Consider the following 23,549-nt stretch of genomic DNA (forward strand, 5'->3'; position numbering starts at 1 on the left):
GTACCCACCACCCCGAAGAGGTCCGTCACCGCTCTCGAGCAGCCGAAATCAGACTGCCGCCACGGTCCTGTCCGTGGTGCTGGTCGCGTCGGGCACGTGGAAGTTCCCGCCTTCGACGTCGAGGTGGGGCAGGACCCGATCGAGGCGGCGGGGCAGCCACCATGCGCGGTCACCGAGGAGGGCCAGCACCGCGGGTACGAGGGTCATGCGGACCAGGAAAGCGTCGACCAGGACGCCGAAGGCAAGCGCGAACGCGATCGGCATGATGTTGATGTCGTGGGAGAAGAGGAAGCTGATGAACACCGAGATCATGATGACCGCGGCCGATGTCACCACACGGGCCGCGTTTCGCGCTCCCACGATGATGGCCGCCCGGGCGTTGCGCCGGTGGACATAGTCCTCGCGCATGGCGGACACGAGGAAGACCTCGTAGTCCATGGCGAGGCCGAAGAGTACGGCCATGACGATGATGGGCGCGAAGCTGGCCACGGGACCCTGGCTGGGCACACCGAGCAGGCCGGCCAGCCAGCCCCACTGGAAGACCGCCACGGTGGCGCCGAAGGCCGCGCCGAGGGACAGCAGGAATCCCACAGTCGCCTTGACGGGTATGGCGACGGACCGGAACGCGACCGTCAGAAGCAGTAGGGAGAGGCCGATCACGACGATCGCGAAGGGCACCAGCGCGCCGCCGATCTTGGACGAGACGTCGATACTGACGGCGGTCAGCCCGGTCACCGCCACGTAGCTGTCGTGCGTGTGGGCGATGGGCTGCATCTCCGTACGCAGCTGGGAGACCAGATCGCTGGTCTCCTGGGTACGTGGTCCGGTGGTGGGAATGACCTGGATGCGGGCGGCCTTCTTGCCCTCGGCAACATCGACGCCGCTTACGTCCGCGATGCCCTTGGTGTCGTTCAGCTTGTTCTCGACGGCGGTGGCCGTGGACTGGATGGTGGCCGGGTCGTCGTCCTCGATGAGGATGGCGAGGGGGCCGTTCGCGCCGGGGCCGAAGGCGTCGCTGATGATGTCGTAGGCTTGGCGGCTGGACGTGGTGGTGGCGTTGGAGCCCTCGTCGGTGAGGGCGAGCTTGAGTTGTATGGCGGGAATTGCCAGGGCGATGAGGGCGACTGTGCCCAGAATCAGGTTGCGCAGCGGGTGGCGCAGCACTCCCTGCGTCCAGCGCACACCCAGGGTAGCCGTGACGTTGCTGCGGCCCGCTTGCCGGGCGGCGCGTGAACGGGGCTTGGGGATCAGCCGGTGCCCCGCCATGCCCATCAGGGCGGGCAGCAGGGTGAGTGCCATGAGGACGGCGACAGTGACGGATCCGGCGGAGGCGAGTCCCATCGAGGTGAGCATCGGGACGCCTGCGACGGACAGGCCTGCCAGGGCGATGACGACAGTGGCGCCGGCGAAGACGACGGCGCTGCCGGCGGTCGCGGTGGCCCTGGCGATGGACTCCCGGACGGGGGTGCCGCCGGCGAGCTGGGCACGGTGGCGGGAGACGATGAAGAGGGCGTAGTCGATGCCGACAGCCAGACCCAGCATGATTGCCAGGGTCGCGGCGTTGTCGGACACGTTGAACGCCGAGGCCAGCCCCATCATGGCGACCATCGTGCCGACGACGCCGAGAATGGCGGTGATCAGCGGGAGGCCGGCGGCGAGCAGCGAGCCGAACGTCATCACCAGGGCAGCCAGTGCGACTCCGAGGCCGATCATCTCGGTGGGACCGAAGGGTGACGTTTGCGGAGCGTATGCTTCACCGCCGTACACGGTCTTGAGCCCCGCCCGTCGCGCCTCGGCCCCAGCGTCCTTGACGGCCTCGAGCGTCGTTTGGGCCGCCTCACCGTCCAGCTTGGAGTCGAAGAGGACTTGGGCGACCGCAGTGCGCTCGTCCTCGGAGACCTCGCCGCCCTCGGCCGGACTACTGACTCCGATCACCCCGCCCACGCGGCTGGTCGCGCCGAGGGCGCTTGCGAGGGACTTCCGCAGCCCGGGCTCGGTCAGCCTGTGGCCGGACGGCGCCTGAAAGACGATTTGCCCGCCCGTACCGGCCGGTTCCGGCCAGTGCCGGTCCATCCTGGTCAGCGCCGCTTCGGCAGGTGAGCCGGGGATGGAATCGCTGTCCTGGAACGTGCCGGCGAACGAGATGCCCAAGCCGGCCACCGCACTGAGGGCGAGCAGCCATCCGATCAACATCGTGCGCCACCGCTCGGCCCCGAAAACGCCCAGCCGATAGAGAAGCGTTGCCATATTTGTTTCTTCCGGTAGGAGTGGGATTTGCGTGGTTGGCCTTCGCGGGCGGAGCAGGGGTCTGCCCGGTGAACCTGCGACCGTCACGACAGTCGTGCGCGGACGCCAGGAAGCGTCGAACCCCGTCCACCGGCACGTCGAGTCCACTCCGACATAATAACGGATACAAGGATGCCGAAAATCTCTTCTGGGTATTCCAGAGTCAACGAATGTGGGTCGAGGGGGCGTCTTCTGTGATGCTGCCGACTCGGAGGGCACTTTGCCAGTGGTGCGTGCTGGTCGGGCGTCGGCCCACACGCACACCGCACGCGGGAGTAATCGTCAAGACCTGTGGACCTGGATCCGTCAGACTGAGGCCGATGCAGGCGAACGCGATGACTGCCTGACCACCGGCGAGCGCGAGGAACTCGCAGCCCTGCGCAAGGAAAACACCCAGCTCAAGCGGGCGAGCGAGCTGCTACGGACAGCCTCGGATCTTTTCGCCGCGCAGCTCGAGCCGGCCCAGGCGACCGCTCTCCTCGACGAGCACCCGCATCTGGGGGTCGAGCCCGTACTCCGGGAACTGCACATCCCCTCCTCCACCTACTACCGCTGGCGCCGCGCCGAGAACGAACCGTGCGAACGGCGACGCCAGAATGCGGAGCCGACGGAGAAGATCCAGCGGATCCATGCCGACTCCGACGGGACCTACGGCTCGCCGCGCGAGGACGGCCTCGCGGACATCAGTCCGCGCCGCACGGGCTTCACGCTCCGAGGCCCCAAGACCACCCTGGCCCCGGACCTGGTGCAGCCGAACTTCACCGCACTCGCGCCGAGCCGACCGTGGGTCACCGACCTCACCATGATTCCCACCGGCGAAGGTCCCTTGTGGCCGTCCGCGATCCGCGACGGGTTCTCCCGATGCGTCATCGCGTGGGAGACCTCGGCCCGCGTGGACGCGGACCTGGTCCTGTCCTCACTGGAGTACGCCCTGGCCAGTCGGGAGGTCGAGCCCGGACAGCTCATTCACCACACGGACCACGGCTGCCAATGCACATCCATCAAGCTCACAACACGCCTGCTACAAAAGGGAATTGAATGGGGTCCATCGCGGACTTGGAGTTCCCACGACAACGCTCTGGCCGAGAACCTGTGGATATTGGTCTAGACCGAGCGCGTTCGCAGCCACGTCTTCGAAACGGGGGCCGAGGCGAACCTTGCACTGTTCGAGTACATCGCCGGCTGCCATAGCAGCCGACGCAGACAAGCCCGGCTCGGCTGGTTCAACCCCATCGAGTTCGAGGAGAAGCACTGCACCGACCAGGCGTCGACCGAACAAGCGAACCTGAAACCCCGCCAACCTGCCCTGACCAGCTGATAGGCACCTCTCCTGCAACGGCGGCACTCACTCCTCCACGTGAGGGCCGCTCGGCGCGGCAGCAAGCACCACGTCCCCTCGGATGATCATGACCCGGGCGTCATACGACGACGCCAAATCCCTGCCGCCGCACCGGCGAAGTGGAACTCGGCGCCCACCCGACGCGAGCGCCGGGCCCTCAGCACGCCCGAGCCTTGAAAGGACCGCATCACACAGAGTTCCCGCCACCAAGCTGGCGGGAACTCATGAACGACCGAGGTAGTCGAACGCGATCAAGGCCGACGTTGAGGAACAGGCTCAGATCTTGGAACCTATGAGTGCGATGGCGATGAATGCCGACACCTGCCCCAGGGTGAACCCCTTGTAGTCAATCGTTGTCGGGTCACCATCTGCGATCTCGACGGCGAGGGCTCCACCGTTGTTCAGGTTGTTGACCACCTGAGTCGAGATTGAGCTCCAGCTGTTCATCAGGGCTGCGTCGTTGGCAGTGATGGTGTACCCACCGGGGCGGCCAGGGACCAGTCCCTCCGCGAAAGCCTGCTGCAGTGGGTCAAACCTCGCGGCCTCCGCGATTGTCATGATGAAGATCATCGCGGCGTCGGCCGTCGTGTCCGTGCGAATTCTCTCGGGCGAGGCTCGCAGATCCCTGAACGCCTGCTCCATGACGGGCCCCGTGATCGTGAGGCCTGTCCGGGTCCGGCCGCCGGTGCGCTCCAGGTCGGTGTAGCTGCCTGTGAAGTTGAGCGTCGGCGGGGTTTGGGCCGGAGACTCGCGTGGGTCCGGGCCGAGGTAACCAGTGTTGTCGCCTTTGAAGTAGAGAATGGTGCCACCGCTGTTTCGTCCCGGCTCCGTGATGTGCCAGCCGATGACGAAGAGGTCACGTGCCCGCATGAGCAGGCGAACACGCGGCGTCTCCGAGGCTTCCGGGACGCCGCTGTGCTGCAGTTCGACGGCGAAAATGTTCGCATCGCTTGTGTCCAGGTTGGGGTTGGTCTGCAGTATCCCCTCCCGTAGCACCGCTCCACCGGTCGCCCGCTGGCGTACCGCTTCGATCATGTTGTTGTACGCCTTCTGGCCGCCGTTGATGTCCCAGACGATGTCCTTGTTGTCGTCGATGGCGCTGGCCTTCTCCTGGAACTCCGGGACCATCAGGGCGGCGCCGCCCAGCAGTGTGGCGACGACGAGGAACAGCACCAGGAACTTTCCCTTGAACCACCGAGAAGCGCGCCTGTGCCCGCGAGTGCCCGCTCTCGCCGGCGTGGCTGGATCGGAGACCGTGCGTATCTTCATGTGCACCTTCTCTGTCGGGTATGCCGCCCTGCCCCGCCGAATCCGCGAACCGCGTTGCCGGAAAGGGAAAGTCCTTCCGCCTGTGCGCAGACATTCAGTCCGCACGTGGATCCGGCCCGTGCAGGAGACTTGTCGCCTCAATCTCTACTTCCGCATCAGCGACCGATAGAGGCAGATATCCCTACCGGGGGTAACCTCGCGTGGGACGCGTTTCCGGTTCCCGGAGGGATAAATAAGCAACTTGATCCCTATATTTACTGTCGGACGAACGGCAATGGGCTTCCAAAGAAAACCCGCGGGTCGGGATATTTGCCTCTGTTGGCATGACCCTGCTCGTAGCAAGGATGGGTGAAGGCGAGACCCCCAGCTCGAATTCACCCAAGGACGGCAAGAGCATGACAACAGGACATGCGCGTAAGAAGAAGCGCTCCAGGACCGTCGCGATCGGCCTCGGCTCGGCCGTGGCCATTGCGGGAGGTGTGATCGCCGTTCCCGCCGCTATGGCGGCCCTCGTGCCTCCGCCGGCTTCCACGCCGTTCCAGCTCAAGGGTGCCGAGACCTTCGACACCGACAAGCTCATGGCGGCCATGTGCCCGGGCCCGACCTCGGACCGGCCGTTCCAGGACGTCGGCTCGTTCTTCATCAACCTTGACACCGGCGAGGTGTCGCCGGACACGTCGAACGGCGTCGGTGACCCGGGGAAGACCCCGGCGGGTACACCTCCGCTCGCCCGTGTCTCCGCGCACTGCGAATACCCGGTGACCAGCGTGAAGACGGCCGTGGGTGCCCCGACGGACGCCTCCGACCTGATCATCAACTGTGGCAACGCCGTCGAGGCCGGTCAGCAGATCACCCAGAGTCTGACCACCACCAGCAGCGTCACCCACAGCGTCAGCGTCAGCGCCGACTTCAACCTCAGCATCATCAAGGACGTGCTCTCGATCGGCGGCGGCGCCGAGGTGACCACCGAGTGGTCCTTCGGTGAGGAGGTCAGCAAGAGCAAGACCGACACGATCAACGTACCGCCGCGCACCGTCGCCTTCCTCGAGCGGGTGCCGCAGCTGCGGACAGTCTCCAGCACCCCGGTCGCGGTGCTGGAGAGGTTCACCCTCATCACCCCCGATGAGGTCTCGAACCAGAACGGCTGGCGGGACAACGGCAGCATCCGTATCACCTCGTCCGGCTTCACCATGGCCGCGACGGGTGATGTACTCGACAAGGCCGGATTCCCCGCCGGCGCGATCCGCACGAAAGACCGTCCCGTCACGGACGAGGACTGCGCCTGAACTGACCGTCGATCATTGGCAGGCGTCTACGGCATGCATTCATGGCGGGCGCCAGACGGCTCCTCCGACATGGCCAGCCGTAGATGCGGCGCCTGTCCTGGCCGTAGGCGGCGAGCATGTGCTGCCGCCTACGTGTACGGGTGCGCGGCGGAAGTCTCGGACGCCGTTCCGGACAGCGGCTTACTGGGAGTTTGTTGCTGTTTCGCGGAACGCGTTGCCGCTTTCCTGTTGTCTTGGGCAAAGGCAGGTGGGGGTGGTGGGCTGGTGAACCCTCGATGTAGTACGAGAGGTTTACTTCGTTCCGCCTTCTCCTGTGTCATCCCAGCGGGCAAATGCCCCCGCGGCCAAAGTGGGTCACGGTTCAGCCGCCGCCGACAGCACCGCACGGCAGTCACAGGTTTCCCGCTCGCGGACGCCGGGGAGCCCACGTCCCGCACAAATCCCGCATCGCCTGCGCGCTGTCTCCCTGGGAAGAGTCTCCCTCGACGCGGCCCGAGGCCTTGTCAGCGGGCAGGCGGTGGAGGCTGTACCAGTCCCGTCTGGTAGGCGATGGCGACGAGTTGAGCGCGGTCGCGGGCCTCCAGTTTCGCCATGGCGCGTTGTATGTGGGTGCGTACGGTCAACGGGCTGATGGTGCACGCGCTCGCGATCTCGTCGTTGGACTGTCCCTCTGCGGCCAGGGCCATGACCTCGCGCTCGCGGGCGGTGAGCAGGGCCAGGTGTCCTGACGGCACCACGTGGTCGCGCGAGGCGCGGATGGTGAGGAAATGCGTGATGAGGGAGCGGGTGGCCCCCGATGAGAGGAGCGGTTGGCCGGAGGCCACTGTGCGGATGGCCGTGAAGAGTTCGTCCACGGTGGCGTCCTTGCCGAGACACCCGCTGGCGCCGGCGTGCAGGGCCCGGGCTACGTACTCCTCGGTCTCGTAGGTGGTGAGTACGAGGACACGGGTCGTGGACAGTTCGGGAGCCTTGCGGATAGCGCCAGTGGCGGTCAGTCCGTCTGTGCCCGGCATGCGGATGTCCATGAGGACGATGTCGGGGTGGTGGATGTGTGCCAGCTCCACCACTTCCTTGCCGTCGCACGCTTCACCGACCACCTCCATGTCGTCGCAGGAATCGATCAGGGTCCGGAAGGTGGCCCGCATCAGGGCCTGGTCGTCGGCGAGCAGGACACGGATCGTCATGGCGTTCGTTCTTTCTCGGGGACGTGTGGATACAGCGGCAGTGCGGTGGTGACGTTGAAACCGCCTTCGGGCCGGGGGCCGGCCTGTAGTTCGCCGCCCACGGAATGCGCGCGTTCCGTCATGCCCATGAGTCCGAAGCCGCGTCCCCGGACATGTCCGGCGGTGGCAGCAGTGGTGCTTCCGTCGTTCGTGACGGTGATGACCAGGCGGGCGTTGGAGTACGCGAGCTGTATGTGCGCGATCTTTGTGGGCGCGTGCTTGGTGACGTTGGTTAGGGCCTCCTGCAGGATGCGGAACGCGGTCAGATCCACTCCGGGCGAGAGCGGCCTGGGATCGCCCTGGACAGTCACCGTGACGGTGATGCCGACGGACTCGCACGCCGTGATCAACTCGGGCAGGCGGTCGAGTCCGGGGGCCGGTTCCAGGGAAGCGGAGCCGGCGTCGTTCTCCTCGCGCAGGAGCCCGACGGCGGACTTGAGCTCGCGCAGCGCCGAGGTGGTGGTGTCGATCAGAGCGGCGAGAAACTGTTGTGTGTTGTCGGGACGGGTCTGCAGGAAGTGCCCGGCGGCGGCCTGGACTTTGGCCAGGGCCAGGTGGTGGGCGACGACGTCGTGGAGGTCGCGGGCTATACGCAGGCGTTCCTCGGCGACGCGCAGGCGTGCCTCCTCCTCACGGGTCTGTTCGGCGTGTTCGGCGCGGGCGTGTACGGCTTCCAGATAGGCGGCGCGGAGCCGTGCGCCACGGCCCAATGCGAGAGGCAGCAGCAGCCACAGGATGGGGCCGCCCACCTTGAAGTCCGAGGGGTCGTTGATCACCACAACGGCCACCACCGCTGCCACGGTGGTGAACCCGTAGATGTGGGTGGTCCTGTCGTCGGTTCCGGCGGACAGCCGGTACAGCCCGGCTATGAGTGGCGCCAGCAGCAGAGGGGTGACGACGTAGCCCAGGGGGATGGTGATCATCGTGGCGACGGCGGTCACCACCAGGACGGTTCGTGGGCGGCGGCGACTTGCCAGCAGGGCGAGGCAGGAAATGGCAGCGAGGACTTTGGCCGGCCATTCCTCGCCCAGGGACGGGGCGTCGGCGGTGGTGAACGAGTCGCCGACAGCGGCGCAGGTCCACAGCGCCAGAGACATCACCACTCCGGCAGCACGTGGGCGGAAGTTCACGTATCCCTGTGTTCTGGTGGTCATCAGCACTCCGGTGGGTAAGTCACGGGCTTGCTCCGCGCGGGCGGCAGGAACCGCCCGTGGCCTTCGCCCCGAGCGGCTCCGGAACAACTGTTCGCCGGAATGGACTAATCAGATGCGAACCTCGGCCGGGCTGTCCGCGGCGTGGCCGTTCGTTTCGGCACCTTCCGCCGACCGGCGAGTGAGCGCCTCACCCTCGATGTCGACGCGGGGCAGCAGCCGCTCCAGCCAGCCAGGAAGCAACCAGGCACGGTGTCCCAGCAGGGCCAGGACCGCCGGGACGATCGCCATCCGCACCACGAAGGCGTCGAAGAGAACGGCGACGGCCAGGCCGAACCCGATCATCTTGATCATGGAGTCGGTCTCGGCGATGAAGCTGGCGAAGACCGCGATCATGATCAGCGCGGCGGCGACCACGACCCGGGCGCTGTGCCGGAACCCGGTGGTGATCGCCTGCGCGGGCCGGTCGCCGTGGACGTATGCCTCGCGCATCCGTGAGACCAGGAAGACCTCGTAGTCCATGGCGAGTCCGAAGACGATACCCACGAGGAAGATCGGCATCAGAGTCATGATCGGCCCGGTCTGGTCGACGCCCAGCAGTTCGGCGCCGTGCCCGTCCTGGAAGACCAGGACCACCGAGCCGAGGGCAGCCAGCACCGAGAGCAGGAAGCCGAGGGCAGCCTTGACGGGAACGAGAACGGACCGGAAGACCACCAGCAGCAGCACGAAGGCCAGGCCGATCACGACCGCGAGATAGGGGAGCAGCGCGGCCTGGACCTTGTCGGCGATGTCGATGTTCACCGCGGTGGTGCCGGTGACCTGGAAGGTCGCCCCGGCCTCGGCCTCGATGCCGGGACGCTCTGCCCGGACGGACTTCACCAGATCCTTGGTCTTCTCGTCCGTCGGCGCGGTCGACGGCACAGCCTTGAAGATCGCGGTGTCGCCGGCGTCGTTGAACCGGGCCGGAGAGACGGCCACGATTCCCTTTGCGGCAGCGACCGCCTTCGAGATCGTCTTCACCGCGCCCGCCGCGTCGGACGCGCCCTTGGCGTCCACGACGACGGTCAGCGGCCCGTTGAAGCCCGGACCGAAGCCCTCGGCCAGCGCATCGTAGGCGCGGCGCTCGGACGTCGAGGTGGGCTTCGCCTCGTCTCCTGGCATGCCCAGTTGCAGATTCGCCATCGGCACCGCGATCGCTCCGAGGCCCACCACACTGAGCAGGAGTACCGGTACGGGACGGCGCAGCACGAACCGTGACCAGCGGGTACCCCCGTTGTTCTCGGCGCTCGCCTCGGTGCGGTGGCCCTTGGCGGCGGCCTTGCGGGAGGCCCGCGAGAGAGCGGCGTTCGGCCACATGCCGAACAGCGCCGGGACCAGGGTCAGTGCGACCAGCACCGCGACCACGACCGCCCCCGCGGCGGCCAGGCCCATCTTGGTGAGCATCGGGATACCGACCACCGACAGCCCCACCAGAGCGATGACGACGGTGAGCCCGGCAAAGACGACCGCCGAGCCCGCGGTGCCGACCGCCAGGCCGGACGCCTCCTGCGGCGTGCGGCCCTTCGCGCGCTCCTCTCGGTAGCGGGAGACGACGAACAGGGCGTAGTCGATACCGACGGCGAGACCCAGCATCACCGCCAGAGTGCTGGCCGTGTCCGACAGTCCGAAGATGTCCGCCACCAGTGTGATCGAGAAGAGGCTCACGGCGACACCGACGAGCGCGGTAAGCAGCGGCAGTCCGGCGGCGGCCAGCGAGCCGAAGGTCATCAGCAGCACCACGGCGGCCACCGAGATACCGACGACTTCCGACACCCCACCCGGTCCGCCGCCGCTGTCCAGCGCCTCTCCGCCGGCCTCGACGGTCAGGCCCGCATCCCGCGCCTGGTCAACGGCCTCCCACAGATCCTTCCGGCTGGCATCGGTGACGTCGGTGACCTTTACGTCATAGGTGACGGTCGCGTATGCCGTTGAAGCGTCCTTGCTGACCGAGTTCGTCCTGAAGGGATCGTCGGCTTTGTCGACCTGGGGGCCGTCCGCCAGCTCCGCCACGGCCTTCTCGACGGCCGCTCTGTTGTCGGTCGCTGTCACCTTCTGCCCGGCCGGTGCGACGAACACGACCCGGGCGGTCGCGCCGTCGGCCAAGGCCCCGGGAAAACGCTCTTGAGCCAGGTCGTAGGCCTTCTGTGCCTCGATGCCAGGCATGGAGAACCTCTCATCGGAGGTTCCCGGGGCCTGGGAGGAGGCAAGGCCGACAGCGGCCAAGGCCGCCAGCCACACCAGGACGACCGTCCATCGTCGTCGGAACGCCAGACGGCCCACTCGATAGAGAAAGGTAGCCACGCGGGAATCTCCACATCTGCTGTCGGGAACCCGCTCAGGCTCTCGGGAAGTGGTCCGTGCCGTCGTCATCCTCTTGATAGGAACCTCACTACTGACGAGGCAGTACAGGTGTGGTGGGCAAGTCCCCCTCGAGTACGAGACCCTCGCCACACCTCGAACCGGGTCGGACGCCCCACGTCCACCCCTGGAGCAGCCGTCCCGCCCAGCGTGGCGAGGGAGCAGCCGATGCCCCTGGGCCTGCTCCGCGCTGCCGGTGAAGTACGCCGATTCGACTACGCCCCGTACCGTCGGCAGCCTCTTCGCCTTGCCCTCTACGCCGCTCGCCCCGCCCTCCGTAGATACCTGGGCGAGGAAGGGCACACACCGCACCCGCCCTCCCGCCATCCGTGCCGACAGAAGGTGGAGCGCCGGCGCCGGCCGCTGGCGATCGAGCCCGGTCATCATGTGCCCAGACCGGTACTGTTGAGCATGTCCACGCTCAGCCATGAAGGTCACGACCATCAGAGGCGGTCTCGCGGCCAGGCCGAAGGCGCCCGCCCAGCAAGGCAGGTCCCGCTGGCGTAGCGCATCGCGGAACAGCCGTCTCCGGATGCACCTGTGACGGATACAGCTGGTGGCGATCTCCGCCGGGTCGCGCCTGTCCTCCATCAAGGACCTTTTCTTGCTTCTGTGCCCGTGGATCTCCGCGCACTCCGGAAAAACCTCAAGGTCGGTTCGGCCGCCCGACCGGCCTGGCGATGTCCACCCGTACGCACGCGCTCGGCGAAAGTTCGGGCATCAGCCACACCACGACGAACCGGGGGCCAAGCCGGAACCTGTAACGGATACAATGTTACCGATAATGATGACTGTCAAGCCGAGCAGCGTGCCCGGTTGGTCACTGGCTGAGGCGGTCCGTCCAAGGACGGCGGCAAGGCGTCGAGCAAGTTGATCCCGCTTTGTGCGCACGCCGCGCTCGACGCTGATGGCCGTGGATCACCGCGGTCGAGAAGTCCGGCTCCAATCGGCCATGTCAGCCCTATCGCTTTCGACCAGTGAACAATTACGTTGCTCACTGCCGTACGGCGGACGGCGCCTGCTGCGTAGGGAAAGCTCCCGGGTTCCGCGGACGTAGAGCGAGCTCAGTCAAAGGGGCTGGGCGATGTCGGTTGTTCCGGTCGGGCGCTCCGGTCGCCACGTCGTGGTGGTTCCGGTGGCCAAGGTGGTCACGCCTCCGTCCGGCCATTCGATCCGTGCTGTTGCCCCGGTGGGCACCGTCGTGCCCGAGGCATGCAGCTCCCAGCGGATGGCCACGCGGCCGTACGGCGACTCGTGGACGGCGACGGCCCAGGTGATGCCGCCGCCCGGTCGGGGGCGGAAGACTATGTCGCGGTAGCCGGGCGTGGCGCCGGTGAGGCCTGCGACGGTGGTGTGCAGCCACTGGGCGATCGTGCCGAGGGCGTAGTGGTTGAAGGAGGTCATCTCACCCGGGTTGACGGTGCCGTCGGGGGGCATGCTGTCCCAGCGTTCCCAGACAGTGGTGGCGTCGTGCTTCAGCGCGTACAGCCAGGAGGGGCAGTCCTGTTGGAGGAGCAGCGTGTAGGCGGTGTCGACGTGGTGGGTGGCACTGAGCGTCGGCGCAACGAGCGGTGTACCGACGAAACCGGTCTGGATGGTGTGGCCGCCAGCGGCGACCAGTTCGGCCAGGCGGTCTCCCGCCGTGGTCCGGGCTGCCGCGTCGGGGAGCAGGTCGAACTGGAGGGCGACGGCGTAGGCGGTCTGGGTGTCGCTGGTCATCAGCCCGGAAGGCAGCACGTAGGAGCCGATGAAGGCCTGGCGTACCCGTTGCGCGAGTTCCTCGTAGCGTTGACGGTCTTCTTCGAACCCCAGGACTCCCGCGATCCACGCCGTGTGCCGCGCGGACCAGGCGTAGTGGGCGGTCGCGATGAGATGGCGGTCGGTGCGCCCGGCTCCCGGGTCTTCCGGAGGCGCGGACGGGTCGAGCCAGTCGCCGAGCTGGTAGTCGTGGTTCCACAGGCCTGAGGCGTCAGCGCGTTCGGTGATCAAGTCGACCCAGCGGCGTGCGCTGTCGTACTGGGCAGCCAGCAGTCCGGTGTCGCCGGAGTCCTGGTACAGCGCCCACGGGGTCAGTGTCACGACATCGCCCCAGCCGGCGCCGGGTCTGGCAGGTGTCCACTGCGGGCCGCCGGGGATGGCGGGGACGTACCAGGGGACGGTGCCGTCGTCGTGCTGCTCGACGGCGACATCGCGCAGCCAGGACGCGAGCATGCCGTGGCAGTCGTACAGGAAGGCAGCGGTGGGCGCGAACACCTGGATGTCGCCGGTCCAGCCGAGGCGTTCGTCGCGCTGCGGGCAGTCGGTGGGCAGGTCGACGAAGTTGCCGCGCAGGCTCCACACGACGTTCTCATGCAGCCGGTTCACCTGCTCGTTGGAGCATTCGAACCAGCCGGTGCGGGCCATGTCGGTGTGGTGGACGCGCGCCACGATGTCACGGTGGGGGTCGCCGCCGCTCCAGCCGGTGATCTCGGCGTAGCGGAAGCCGTGGATGGTGAAGCGCGGTTCCCACGTCTCCCGGCCGTTGCCCCGTAGGACGTACCGGTCGGTGGAAACGGCCCCGCGCAAGGGGCGCACGCACACTTCGCCGTCCTGGAGCACCTCGGCGTGACGGATGACGACCGTGTGTCCGGCCGACCCGGTCACGCTGATACGGAGCCTGCCGACGAGGTTCTGCCCGAAGTCCACCAGGAGACGGTCGCCGTCAAGGGCGGTCACCCGGGCCGGGGCGATCTCCTCGGTGCAGCGCACCGGTGGCCCGGTGGGTGCGATGAGCGTCGCCGCGTCCCGGGGCACGATGTCGACCGGCGACCAGTCGCTGTCGCCGAACCCGGGAGTGGACCACCGTGTCTGTTCGTCCCGGACGTCGTAGGTCTCGCCGTCGAGCAGGCCGCTGGACACGATCGAGCCGTGCGCCGCTCGCCAGGAGCTGTCGGTGCCGATGGTGGTGCGGGTTCCGTCGCGGTGGACGATCTCCACCTGGGCGAGCAGGGCGAGCCGGTTGCCGTAGAGATCGGAGTGGCCACCGTTGAAGCCGAGTCGCCCTCGATACCAGCCGTCAGCAAGCCACGCGCCGATCGTGTTGTCGCCGACGCGCAGGTGGTGCGTGACGTCGTGGGTCTGATAGCGCAGCCGGTGGTCGTAGCTGGTCCAGCGGGCGCGAGAGTGTGGTCACCGACCCGTAGGCCGTTGATCTCGATCTCGTACAGTCCGTGGGCAGTGACGTACAGGCGCGCGTACTCCACTTCCGCGCCGGCCAGGAAGTCCTTGCGCAGGAGCGGTGGCCGCCGCTCGCCGTCGGGCCGCTCCAGCGACTGGCGCTGTGGCGAGATCGCGTGGGCGGTCCAGTCCGCCGCCTCCAGCAGTCCCGTCTCCAGGCGCAGGGCGGGGCTCCAGCCGCCGGGGGTGCCGTCGGTTCCTCGGATCCGGACGCGTATCTCGGCGGGTTCCCGTGACGCCAGTGGCTGGTCCGGCCAGTCGACGAGGACGGACTCGTCGGAGGCCACCCAAGGGGTGCGGCGCCTGCCGGTGGCCCGGTGGATCTCGATCTGGTAGGCCTGCTGCGTCCAGTCGGTGGGCGCGGTGGTCTTCCAGGAGATCCGGGGGCGGGACTCACCTATGCCGAACGGCTCCCGGTGGTGTTCCGCGGTCGGCGTGGCGACCACGGGTGTCTGCTCGTGGGTCATCCCTTCACCGCCCCGGCGGTCAGGCCCTTGATGATGCGCTGGTTGATCAGCAGGTACAGGACCAGGGCGCCGACCACGTTGATGCTGATCGCGGCGAACAGCGGTCCGTAGGCCGTCTCGCCGTACTGCCCGGTGAAGTTGAGCAGTCCTACCTGGATGGTGCGCAGATCGTCGTCGGTGGTGAAGGTGAGCGAGATGAGCAGGTCGTTCCAGATGAAGAAGAACTGCACGAGCCCCACGGTGAAGACGGCGTTGCGGACCATGGGGAAGGCAATTGTCCAGAACGCCCTGAGGATGCTCGCCCCGTCGAGGGTGGCGGCCTCGAACACCTCGCGCGGGACCGAGCGGAAGTACGTGGCCATCATGAAGACGGTCAGCGGGAGGCCGGCCGCGGTGTAGGTGATGATCAGCGGCCACAGCGTCCCGGACAGTCCGGTCTCGAAGTAGATCCGGAACAGCGGCAGCAGGATCATCTGGCTCGGCACCATGATGCCGACGAGGAAGGCGAGCAGGACCTTGTGGCGCCCGCGCCAGACCATCACCTCCAGGGCGACGCCGGCGGCGACGCCGAGCAGGACGATGAGTGCGAGGGAGGGCACGGTGGCCAGGAGGCTGTTGCGGATGTACAGGGCGACGTGCCCCGTCGACCACGCCTCCGTGTAGTTGTGGAGACCCCAGTTCCTCGGAAGCGACCACGCCGGATCGTTGACGAATTCGGACTGGGTCTTGAAGGAACTCAGCAGCAGCCACAGCAGCGGCGCCACCTCGATCACCACCAGCAGGGCGACGAGCACGTTGCGCACCAGGCGCCGGGCGTGCCGGCTCCTCGGGAGGGCGGCCGTCGGCGGGCGCGTGCGGGCTTGCCGCGGCGGCGCCGTCAGGGTGTCGGTCATGGGGGGTTCAGCCCTTGGTCAGGTCGCGTCGCGAGAAGCGGAAGATGAAGAGGGAGACGCCCAGGCAGACGACGGTGAGCAGCGACGCGATGGTGCTGCCGTAGCCGTAGTCGCCGTAGGAGAACGCGGTGCGGAACATGTACAGCGTCAGGGGTGTCGTGTCGCTGCCCGGGCCGCCTTTGGTCAGAGCCAGGACCGAGTCGAAGACCTTGAGGGTGCCGTTGATGCTGAACACGGCCGACGCCGGGACTACCGGCCAGGACAGCGGCAGGACGATGTGGCGGATCAGCCGCCATCCCGTGGCGCCGTCCAGCCGCGCCGACTCCAGGGTTTCCTCGGGGATGTCGAGCAGCCCCGCGAAGATGAGGACGCCGTAGAAGCCCCTGGAGCGCCACACGTCCATCACGACCAGGACGAGGAAGGACCCGCCCCCGGTGGCGAACCAGTCGCCGTGGTGGATGCCCAGCGCTTCGATGGCGGTGTTGGCCAGTCCGTTCTGCGGTGCGAAGGCGAAGAGCTTCTGGAACATCAGGGCCACGGCGACCGTCGGAAGAATCACCGGGAAGAACACCAGGGTGCGGATCAGCGCGGACGACTTGCGCAGGACGAACACGTAGAGCAGGGCGAGCAGATAGCCGCAGACCACTTGCCCGACGCTGACGACGACCCCGTACTTGAAGGTGAACCACAGCGCGGAGTGCGCCTGCGGGTCGTGCCACAACTTCTCGAAGTTGCCGAACCCGCCGAAGGTGAACCCCTCGATGACGTTCCCTTTGAAGAAGGTGTATCCCAGGGACCAGCCCTCGGCACCAGCATCACCAGGGTGTACACGAGCAGTGCCGGACCAAGCAGGACGACGAGAGCGCGGCGGTCTCCCAGAACTGAGCGCATGACGGCTCTTTCACGAAGGGTTCGAAAGCGGTTCGGGGGTGGCGGCGGACGCGTCAGCCGTTGTCGAGGTCTGCCTGGACCGTCTTCATGAAGTCCTTCGCGGAGAGGGTCCCGTTGACCAGCGGCGCGGCGTTCGTCTGGCTGGTCGCGGTCTCCTTCGTGTTGAACAGTGCCTCGAACCACAGGGTGCTGGTCGTGGTCTTCGTGATGGTGTCCTGCACCGTCTGAGTGAGGACCGGCAGCGTGCCGGTGTCGCCGTTGGGCTTGAACCCGGAGACCGTGCCCTGGTCCTTGAGGGAGGCGGCACCGTAGTTCTTGGCGGTGCAGGCGAGCCAGTCGCCGACCTTGACGGGTCGACCTGCGCCACCGGCGCGAACTACCAGTGGATGGTCGTCTGACGGTTTCAACGGGCAGTGTCCGCATGACGGGACAGCACTGTTGGAGCACATGCGAGCCCGGGCGACGCCGGTCAATGTCCGCCCGCCCGGGTTGATCTTGATGGATCCTCGACCGGGGTTGCCCGGGGCTTCGTGCGACGAGCGTGCTGTGCTGCGGCGGCCTGAATGGGCACCATGCCCGGGTGAGCATCGTCATCCAGTTCTTCATCGCCCCTGACGACACCTCAGCGGCAGGCATCGTGGACAGCGGGCCGGACGGAGTCTTCGGCTTACTGACCTGCGACAACCTCGATGCTGGTACGACAAAGGACGTCGGCCGGTGCTTCGGCGGCTAGCCCTGCCGAGCTCGGCGAGCTGCGGATCCAGGAGCGGGCCGCCGAGGACGAAGTGTTCGACCTGGAGTTGGCGGTGAAACTCCTGCGTGGTCCGGCAGACCTGGCCCGCACCGCGGACGGGCAGGAGCAGGGAGTACTCACCCACCGCGACGACCTCATGGAAGTGCTCCTCGCCAACGAGGAGAACTACCTGCTGCGCGTTGCCACCACGCTGGTGCCAGCCGGTACGTAGGAGAGCCGGGCGAGGTCGGATTCGTACTGGCGTCGCAGCAGTTTGAAACGGGCCAGCAGTTCGGGGAGCATCCTGATCCTGGACCTGTTGGGGATGACCGGCCAACTGAACGTTGTCGAGCCGGAGTTCTTCGAACCGCCGAACGTCACGACGTACGGCATCGGCACCCGCGACGACGCGGCGACTCACGCATCCACAAGACCGGCCTCGCCCGTCGCTGCCTGCCGAACACGGACGTCCACCCCTTCCCGGGAACTGTCCAGGACTTCATCACCGCCATCGACGACAACCGGCCACCGTCACCCGGCCGTGCGCCCGCCTCGGCAGGCCTTCGCCGGCCGTCGGGCGTAGCTCCTGTCAGGCACGCCCTTGCCCGCCCCTTCGCACCGTGCCGAGCTGTGTGCGGTCCAGGTCGGCGCCGGTGAACCTCTGGGCCACGGTGCGCAGCACGCCGGCCATGGCCTGGGCCGGTGGTGTGGCCTCCCGGGAGGCGGCGCGGGCGAGGAGGATGCGGCGGGTGGGGGCGGGCTCGTCGGAGCCGAACGACAGCAGGCGGACGTCGCTGCGGCGGCTGGTGAGGGCGAGCCGGGGGGCCAGGGCGATGCCGACACCGGCGGCGACCATGGCCTGGGCCTCCTGGTAGTCGTGGGAGGCGTACGCGATACGCGGTTCGAACCCGGCCCGGTGGCAGCTGCGGCGCAGGACGTCGGCGACGGGATGGTTGTCGGCGCGGGTGATCCACTCCTGGTCGGCGAGATCGCTCAGGCGCAGCGAGGGCAGGGTGCGCAGCCGGGAGTCGGCGGGGACGACCAGCACGGTGGGGTCGTCGAGGAGATGGGTGAGGGCGAGAGTGCTGTCGCTGACGCGGTTCCACTCGTAGTCCCAGAGCAGCGCCTGCTCGACCTCTCCCGTGTGCACCATCTCGCGCAACTGGTCGAGGACACCGGCGCGTACGACGGTCCGCACGCCGGGGTGGCGGCGGCTGAACCGGGTGAGGGCGAGCGGCAGCAGCGAGGCGCTGGCCGTGGGGAACGAGCCGAGTCTGAGCGTGCCCCGGTCCAGGTCGGCGAAGGAGTCCAAGTCGGCTTCCGCGGCCCTCAGTTCGCGGCGGATGACCTGGCCGCGCTCGGCCAGGGCGGCGCCCGCCGGGGTGGTGCGGATGCCGCGCGGCAATCTTTCGATGAGGGGTTGCCCGGTCTCCCGTTCCAGGAGGGACATCTGCTGGGAGGCGGCGGAGGTGGTCATGCCCAGCGCCTCCGCCGCGGCGGTGAGCGAACCGCGCTCGGCGGCCTCGGTGAGCAGCAGCAGGCGGCGTACGTTCAGCATGTCTGCGACTTTAGCGCTGCTTAACCCAGGTGTAGGAATTCACTATTGTTCCGAAGTCGCGCGGCTGCGAAGGTCCTCGCATTCGCCGGAGCGGTTCACCGGAGCGCAACCCGCCCGTAACCGTGCACCCCGGCCTCCCCTCCCCTTCGCGCCCCAGGAAGAGCCTCAGCTGTGCACATTCCCGCGACCTTGGTACGTGGCGGCACCAGCAAGTGCTGGCTGTTCAGCCAGGTCCATGTCCCCACCGACCGCAGCGAGCTGGAGAAGCTGCTGGTCGCCGCGTACGGCTCCACCGACCCCGTGGAACTCGACGGGGTGGGCGGAGCGACACCCACCACCTCCAAAGCGGCCGTCGTCGGCGTCTCCCCCGAGCCCGGCGTCGATGTCGACTACCTGTTCGCGCAGATCGGCATTCGGCACCGGCACGATCGAGTGGAGCAGCAACTGCGGCAACTGCGCCACCGGCATCGCCCTGTACGCCGTGGCGAAGGGGCTGGTGCCCATCACCGGCGACCGGACCCGCGTGGTGATGCGCAACAGCAACACCGGCGCGGTGCTGGAAGGGGTGGTGGACACCACCGGTGGCGTGGTGCACGACTTCGGCGACCAGACCGTGCCCGGCACCCGGGCCGGCGGCGTGGCGGTCGGGCTCACCTTCCTGCGTCCGGCCGGAGGAAGCACCGGCTCGCTGCTGCCCACCGGACGCCCGGTCGACGAACTGCGGCTGGGCAGCGCGGCGCCGCACCGGGTGAGCATGGTGGACGCCGGTGCCCCCGTGGTCCTCGTGGACGCCCTCGGCGCCGAGCGCTCCGGTGCCGAGTCCCTGGAGCAGGTCCGCGCCGACGTGCCCTGGCTGCGGGCGGTCCGCCACACGGCAGCCCCGCTGATGGGGCTTCTCGACCTGGGGCAGGAGCCCGGTGACGCGGTGCCCAAGGTGGGCCTGGTCGGCCCCTCGGTGCCGTACACCACCACGCTGGGCGAGCAGGTCGCCGCCGAGGAGTACGACGTCTCGGTACGCATGCTCACCATGAACGCCCCGCACCCGGCGATCGGTCTCACCTCCGCGGTCGCCCTCGCGGTCGCGGGCCTGCTGAAGGACACGGTGGTTTCCCGGGCCGTGGGCGGGCCGACCGGTGAGTGGCTGCGCCTGGGCACCCCGGCCGGCGTGGTCGCGGTCCGCTGCTCGGACCTTCGCGACGGCGTCCCGGACCGGGTCACCGTGCAGCGGGCTGCCCGGCTGCTCGCCGACGCGCGTATCTACGTACCGGTGTCAGGGGCGCGAAAAGCCGCCTGAACCAGATGGAAAACCCCCTGCCGTGCACTCTCTCCCTCCCTTCCTTCCTGCACAGAGGACAAAGATGTCTCCTGAAATGATCTCCATAGGCGCGTTGCTGGTGATGTTCGTGGTCGGTACCGTGCTCCCGATCAACCTGGGCATCCTCGCCTTCGTCGCGACCTTCGGCATCGGAACCGCGGCACTCGGCCTCACCGAGGACGAGATCTTCGAGGGCTTCCCGGTGAAGCTGTTCGTGACGATCGTGGGCGTCACCTACCTGTTCTCCGTCGCCCGCCGCAACGGCACGATCGATCTGCTCGTGTCGGCGGGGGTGCGGCTGGTCCGCGGGAAGGTCGCGCTCATCCCCTGGGTGCTGTTCTGCGTGGCCGCGCTGCTGACGGCGTTCGGCACCTTCACCCCCGCCGCCGTGGCGATCCTCGTGCCGATCGGAATGAACTTCGCCTACCGCTACAAGCTCAACCCGCTCGTGGTGGGCATGATGGTGATCAGCGGGGGCCACGCCGGCGCGTTCTCACCGCTCGCCGTCTCCGGCGCGCTCGTGCTGGGCATGGTCGACAAGACCGAACTCCATGTCTCTCCCGTCACCCTGTTCACCGCCAGTTTCGTGATCAACCTGCTGCTGTCGCTCCTGACCTACGTGCTGCTGGCCAAGCGCCCGGTCCCGCTGGCCGACCAGGACGAGACGACAGCGGACGAGGACGAGGATCTCGCCGAGTCCGGCAGGCCCGACTGGCGGCAGTGGCTGACCCTCACCTGTCTGATCGGGCTCGTCGTGGGCGCACTCGGCTTCCGGCTGGAGATCGGTTTCCTGGCCCTGGCCGCGGGCGCCCTGCTGGCGCTGGTGGACATGAAGAGGCAGGAGAAGGCCGTCGACGGCATCAGCTGGTCCACTCTGCTGCTGGTCGCGGGCATGATGACGTACATCGCCATGCTGGAGAAGGCCGGGGTGATCGAGGAGATCTCCGAGCACGCCGCCAACCTGGGTACGCCGCTCGTCGTCGCCCTGTTGCTGTGCTTCACCGTGGCCGTCACCTCGGCCTTCGCCTCGTCCACCGCGATCCTCACCGCGATCATCCCCATCGCCGTGCCGCTGCTGCTCTCCAGCCACCTCAGCGCCGCCGGGCTGATCGCCGCCCTCGCCGTGTCCACCACCATCGTCGACACCTCCCCCTTCTCCACCAACGGCGCCCTGGTGCTGGCCAACGCCCGCGGGGTCGACGCCCGTCGCTTCTACCGCCAGGTCATCGGCTACACCGGCGGAATCGTCGCCCTCGGCCCCCTTGTCGCCTGGGGTGCCCTGGTCCTGCCCTGGTCATAGCGCTCCATTCACCCGACCTATCAACGTATGACGTATCATGTTTTGGCTACTTACCCATGACGTCTGACGGTATCCACCAGTTCAGTCCTGGGTTTTCGTCGAGCCTCTAGACACACCCCCGGCTGATACTCGTTAATACATCCGATGTCATTCCGGCCGGCCCGAATGTCGAGCCTCCCAGGCCATGCCATGTACGCGATCCACAGGAGTGGGCCATGCCCTCGTCACGATTGACCCGCCGCACGTTCCTCGGTGCGGCGGGCGCGGCGACCGCCGCAACCGCCCTGCCGATCGTCCCCGGCTTCTCCGGTCTGCTGCCGCAGGCTGCCGCCGCGGACGCGCAGACCAACCTGGGCAAGATGGTCGACATGCGGTTCGGCATGTTCAACCACTTCAGCCTGGGCACCTTCACCGACCAGGAGTGGGCGGAACCGAACCAGAGCCCCACCCTCTTCGCTCCCACGAGCGTCGACTGCGCACAGTGGGCCGACGCGGCGGTCGCCGCGAAGATGAGTTACGGCATCCTGACCACCAAGCACCACGACGGCTTCGCCCTGTGGCCGAGCGCCCACGGCACCCAGAACGTCACGAACAGCGCCTACCGGCACGACGTCGTCCAGGCGTACTGCGACGCCTTCCGGGCCAGAGGGCTGAAGGTCGGGTTCTACTACTCGATCTGGGACCGCACCTTCGGCGTCGAGGCATGGGAGAGCCGGCACAGCGTGACCGGGCTGGAGGTCACCGATGCCATCCAGCCCGGCGACATGACCTTCATCCTCGGCCAGATCACCGAACTGCTCACGAACTACGGCACTATTGACATGTTCATGACCGACGGTTACGCGTGGCAGATGGGCCAGCAGGCCGTCTCCTACCAGCGGATCCGCTCCCTGGTGAAGGAACTCCAGCCGGACTGCGTCATGATCGACATCGGTGGGCTGGCGGAGCCCTTCCTCAGCGACGCGATCTTCTTCGAGGAGCCGCTGGGCATCACGGCGCCGGCCGGCAACACCTATGCCGGAATGCAGGGGCAGACCATCAGCAACGGCTGGTTCTGGCACCCCTCCACCCCGACCGAGAGCCTGATGACCAAGGCCGCGATCCTCTCCCACCTGGCCGACCTGGAACCGAAGTACACCTCGTTCATCCTCAACTGCCCGCCCAACCGCAACGGCCTGCTGGACACCAACATCGTCAACCGGCTCGCCGAGGTCGGCGCGGCCTGGACCCCCGACACCTCCAGGGCGCCGCTGCCCACCCAGCTGCTGCGCGCCGAGCACCCCGTCACACCGGTCAACGCGTACGCCACCGCCTTCCACACCGGCGAGGGACCGCTGAACGCCATCGACGGACTCAGCGACGTCCGCTACGAGACCTGCTGGTCGACCTGGAGCCTGACGCTGCCGCAGTCGATCACCATCGACCTGGGCGGGGTGTGGAGCAACGTCTCCACCCTGGAGTACCTGCCCAAGCAGTGGAACCGCACCGACTCCACCGACGGCGACATCACCTCGTACACCATCCTCACCAGCACCGACGGTGCCGCCTTCACCCAGGTCGCCACCGGCACCTGGGCCGGGGACCGCACGACCAAGCTGGTCGAGTGGACCGCCCGGAACGTGGGCTTCGTACGGATCCAGGTCAACGCGGCCACCGGCGGCTACGCCAATATCGGCGGCGTCCGGATCGGCGGCCGGACGGCCAAGCCCGCGCCGGTGTCCACCACCCTGCCCGGCGACGGGACCGTCTACCGGCTGGTCGCCCGGCACAGCGGCAAGGCCGCCGACGTGGCGGGCGCGGGCACCGCCAACGGCACCAAGGTCCTGCAGTGGCCCTGGCTCGGCCAGGCCAACCAGAAGTGGACCCTCGCCAACACCGGCGACGGCTACTACAAGATCAAGGGGGCGGGCAGCGGCAAGCTCCTGGAGATCGCGGGTCTCTCCCGCGCGGACGGCGGCACCGCCGGCATCTGGACGGACGCCGCCGCTCCCCAGCAGCACTGGGCCGTGACGCCCACCGGCGACGGGTACTACTTCCTCGTCAACCGCTACAGCGGGCTCGCCCTGAGCGTGGACGAGGGCAGTACCGCCGACGGAGCCGTCATCGAGCAGCAGCCGTACGTGTCGCAGGCACAGCAGCAGTGGCAGCTCATCCCCTCCTGAACCTGTCCCCCGGCCGTGGGGTGGCATATAAAAAGGATGGGGTTCTGAAGATGGCAGAGAAGA

17 protein-coding genes and 2 pseudogenes are annotated in these 23,549 nt (G+C 67.8%); 8 read left to right on the plus strand and 11 right to left on the minus strand.

Annotated elements, in window-relative coordinates; translation table 11 throughout:
• Positions 1-48: 48 nt before the first annotated feature.
• A complete protein-coding gene (locus CW359_RS01150) occupies positions 49-2,247 on the minus strand; it encodes an MMPL family transporter (protein ID WP_232838151.1) in 2,199 nt (732 codons plus the stop codon).
• A gap of 268 nt (positions 2,248-2,515) precedes the next feature.
• Between CW359_RS01150 and CW359_RS01155 the strand changes: the two genes are divergently transcribed.
• Complete coding sequence (locus CW359_RS01155) at positions 2,516-3,394, plus strand: DDE-type integrase/transposase/recombinase (protein WP_157968455.1); 879 nt, start codon at positions 2,516-2,518, stop codon at positions 3,392-3,394.
• A gap of 507 nt (positions 3,395-3,901) precedes the next feature.
• On the opposite strand, the gene CW359_RS01160 is transcribed toward CW359_RS01155, so the two are convergent.
• Entirely contained in the window at positions 3,902-4,894 is a 993-nt protein-coding gene (locus CW359_RS01160; RefSeq protein ID WP_105967770.1) for a ribosome-inactivating family protein, read from the minus strand.
• A 395-nt stretch (positions 4,895-5,289) separates the two neighbouring features.
• Between CW359_RS01160 and CW359_RS01165 the strand changes: the two genes are divergently transcribed.
• Positions 5,290-6,180, plus strand: a complete 891-nt coding sequence (locus CW359_RS01165; RefSeq protein ID WP_157968456.1) for a hypothetical protein — start codon at positions 5,290-5,292, stop codon at positions 6,178-6,180.
• 503 nt (positions 6,181-6,683) lie between these two features.
• Here the strand turns inward: CW359_RS01165 and CW359_RS01170 are convergent.
• The 8 genes and pseudogenes from CW359_RS01170 to CW359_RS01200 all read right to left on the minus strand — a co-directional run bounded on the left by CW359_RS01170 (position 6,684) and on the right by CW359_RS01200 (position 16,825).
• Complete coding sequence (locus tag CW359_RS01170; RefSeq protein WP_105967772.1) at positions 6,684-7,364, minus strand: response regulator transcription factor; 681 nt, start codon at positions 7,362-7,364, stop codon at positions 6,684-6,686.
• Entirely contained in the window at positions 7,361-8,557 is a 1,197-nt protein-coding gene (locus tag CW359_RS01175; protein ID WP_105967773.1) for a sensor histidine kinase, read from the minus strand. Before CW359_RS01175 ends, CW359_RS01170 begins: the two co-directional genes overlap by 4 nt.
• A gap of 108 nt (positions 8,558-8,665) precedes the next feature.
• Positions 8,666-10,894 carry an MMPL family transporter gene (locus tag CW359_RS01180; RefSeq protein ID WP_105967774.1) on the minus strand — a complete coding sequence of 743 codons (2,229 nt, stop codon included), beginning with the start codon at positions 10,892-10,894 and terminating at the stop codon, positions 8,666-8,668.
• A 1,125-nt stretch (positions 10,895-12,019) separates the two neighbouring features.
• Positions 12,020-13,291, minus strand: a complete 1,272-nt coding sequence (locus tag CW359_RS47470; RefSeq protein WP_456300552.1) for an alpha-L-rhamnosidase-related protein — start codon at positions 13,289-13,291, stop codon at positions 12,020-12,022.
• Between the two features lie 23 nt (positions 13,292-13,314).
• Positions 13,315-14,634: pseudogene (locus tag CW359_RS47790) on the minus strand (family 78 glycoside hydrolase catalytic domain); the annotation flags it as partial.
• Complete coding sequence (locus CW359_RS01190; protein ID WP_105967775.1) at positions 14,631-15,527, minus strand: carbohydrate ABC transporter permease; 897 nt, start codon at positions 15,525-15,527, stop codon at positions 14,631-14,633. The gene CW359_RS01190 and the pseudogene CW359_RS47790, both read right to left, overlap by 4 nt.
• 7 nt (positions 15,528-15,534) lie before the next feature.
• On the minus strand, positions 15,535-16,248 hold the full coding sequence (locus CW359_RS01195) for a carbohydrate ABC transporter permease (RefSeq protein ID WP_232838152.1): 714 nt from the start codon (positions 16,246-16,248) through the stop codon (positions 15,535-15,537).
• Between the two features lie 223 nt (positions 16,249-16,471).
• Positions 16,472-16,825 carry a hypothetical protein gene (locus tag CW359_RS01200; protein WP_232838153.1) on the minus strand — a complete coding sequence of 118 codons (354 nt, stop codon included), beginning with the start codon at positions 16,823-16,825 and terminating at the stop codon, positions 16,472-16,474.
• 173 nt (positions 16,826-16,998) lie between these two features.
• Here CW359_RS01200 and CW359_RS45095 point away from each other — a divergent pair, with 173 nt between their 5' ends.
• Together CW359_RS45095 and CW359_RS01205 are read left to right on the plus strand one after the other, a co-directional pair.
• Positions 16,999-17,151, plus strand: a complete 153-nt coding sequence (locus tag CW359_RS45095; protein ID WP_157968457.1) for a hypothetical protein — start codon at positions 16,999-17,001, stop codon at positions 17,149-17,151.
• Complete coding sequence (locus CW359_RS01205) at positions 17,108-17,383, plus strand: hypothetical protein (protein ID WP_157968458.1); 276 nt, start codon at positions 17,108-17,110, stop codon at positions 17,381-17,383. Before CW359_RS45095 ends, CW359_RS01205 begins: the two co-directional genes overlap by 44 nt.
• Before the next feature lie 357 nt (positions 17,384-17,740).
• Here CW359_RS01205 and CW359_RS01210 read toward each other — a convergent pair whose 3' ends face one another.
• Entirely contained in the window at positions 17,741-18,709 is a 969-nt protein-coding gene (locus CW359_RS01210) for a LysR family transcriptional regulator (RefSeq protein WP_105967777.1), read from the minus strand.
• Positions 18,710-18,880: 171 nt separating this feature from the next.
• On the opposite strand from CW359_RS01210, the pseudogene CW359_RS47275 reads away from it, so the two are divergent.
• The 4 genes and pseudogenes from CW359_RS47275 to CW359_RS01225 all read left to right on the plus strand — a co-directional run.
• Positions 18,881-19,069: pseudogene (locus CW359_RS47275) on the plus strand (PrpF domain-containing protein); the annotation flags it as partial.
• A gap of 22 nt (positions 19,070-19,091) precedes the next feature.
• Positions 19,092-20,003, plus strand: coding sequence for a PrpF domain-containing protein (locus CW359_RS01215; protein WP_332874953.1), 912 nt, complete (start codon positions 19,092-19,094; stop codon positions 20,001-20,003).
• Positions 20,004-20,079: 76 nt separating this feature from the next.
• Complete coding sequence (locus CW359_RS01220; protein WP_105967778.1) at positions 20,080-21,324, plus strand: SLC13 family permease; 1,245 nt, start codon at positions 20,080-20,082, stop codon at positions 21,322-21,324.
• Between the two features lie 215 nt (positions 21,325-21,539).
• Entirely contained in the window at positions 21,540-23,486 is a 1,947-nt protein-coding gene (locus tag CW359_RS01225; RefSeq protein ID WP_105967779.1) for an alpha-L-fucosidase, read from the plus strand.
• Positions 23,487-23,549: the final 63 nt, after the last annotated feature.

Origin of the sequence: Streptomyces geranii (assembly GCF_002954775.1) — a bacterium.
In the GTDB taxonomy this organism is placed as follows: Bacteria; Actinomycetota; Actinomycetes; order Streptomycetales; family Streptomycetaceae; genus Streptomyces; species Streptomyces geranii.

Excerpts from the sequence above, each read along its gene's own strand:
- CW359_RS01150 (WP_232838151.1), bottom strand. The coding sequence starts at position 2,247 with ATGGCAACGCTTCTCTATCGGCTGGGCGTTTTCGGGGCCGAGCGGTGG.
- CW359_RS01160 (WP_105967770.1), bottom strand. The coding sequence starts at position 4,894 with ATGAAGATACGCACGGTCTCCGATCCAGCCACGCCGGCGAGAGCGGGC.
- CW359_RS01165 (WP_157968456.1), top strand. The coding sequence starts at position 5,290 with ATGACAACAGGACATGCGCGTAAGAAGAAGCGCTCCAGGACCGTCGCG.
- CW359_RS01170 (WP_105967772.1), bottom strand. The coding sequence starts at position 7,364 with ATGACGATCCGTGTCCTGCTCGCCGACGACCAGGCCCTGATGCGGGCC.
- CW359_RS01175 (WP_105967773.1), bottom strand. The coding sequence starts at position 8,557 with ATGACCACCAGAACACAGGGATACGTGAACTTCCGCCCACGTGCTGCC.
- CW359_RS01190 (WP_105967775.1), bottom strand. The coding sequence starts at position 15,527 with ATGACCGACACCCTGACGGCGCCGCCGCGGCAAGCCCGCACGCGCCCG.
- CW359_RS01205 (WP_157968458.1), top strand. The coding sequence starts at position 17,108 with ATGCTGGTACGACAAAGGACGTCGGCCGGTGCTTCGGCGGCTAGCCCT.
- CW359_RS01210 (WP_105967777.1), bottom strand. The coding sequence starts at position 18,709 with ATGCTGAACGTACGCCGCCTGCTGCTGCTCACCGAGGCCGCCGAGCGC.
- CW359_RS01215 (WP_332874953.1), top strand. The coding sequence starts at position 19,092 with ATGTCGACTACCTGTTCGCGCAGATCGGCATTCGGCACCGGCACGATC.
- CW359_RS01220 (WP_105967778.1), top strand. The coding sequence starts at position 20,080 with ATGATCTCCATAGGCGCGTTGCTGGTGATGTTCGTGGTCGGTACCGTG.
- CW359_RS01225 (WP_105967779.1), top strand. The coding sequence starts at position 21,540 with ATGCCCTCGTCACGATTGACCCGCCGCACGTTCCTCGGTGCGGCGGGC.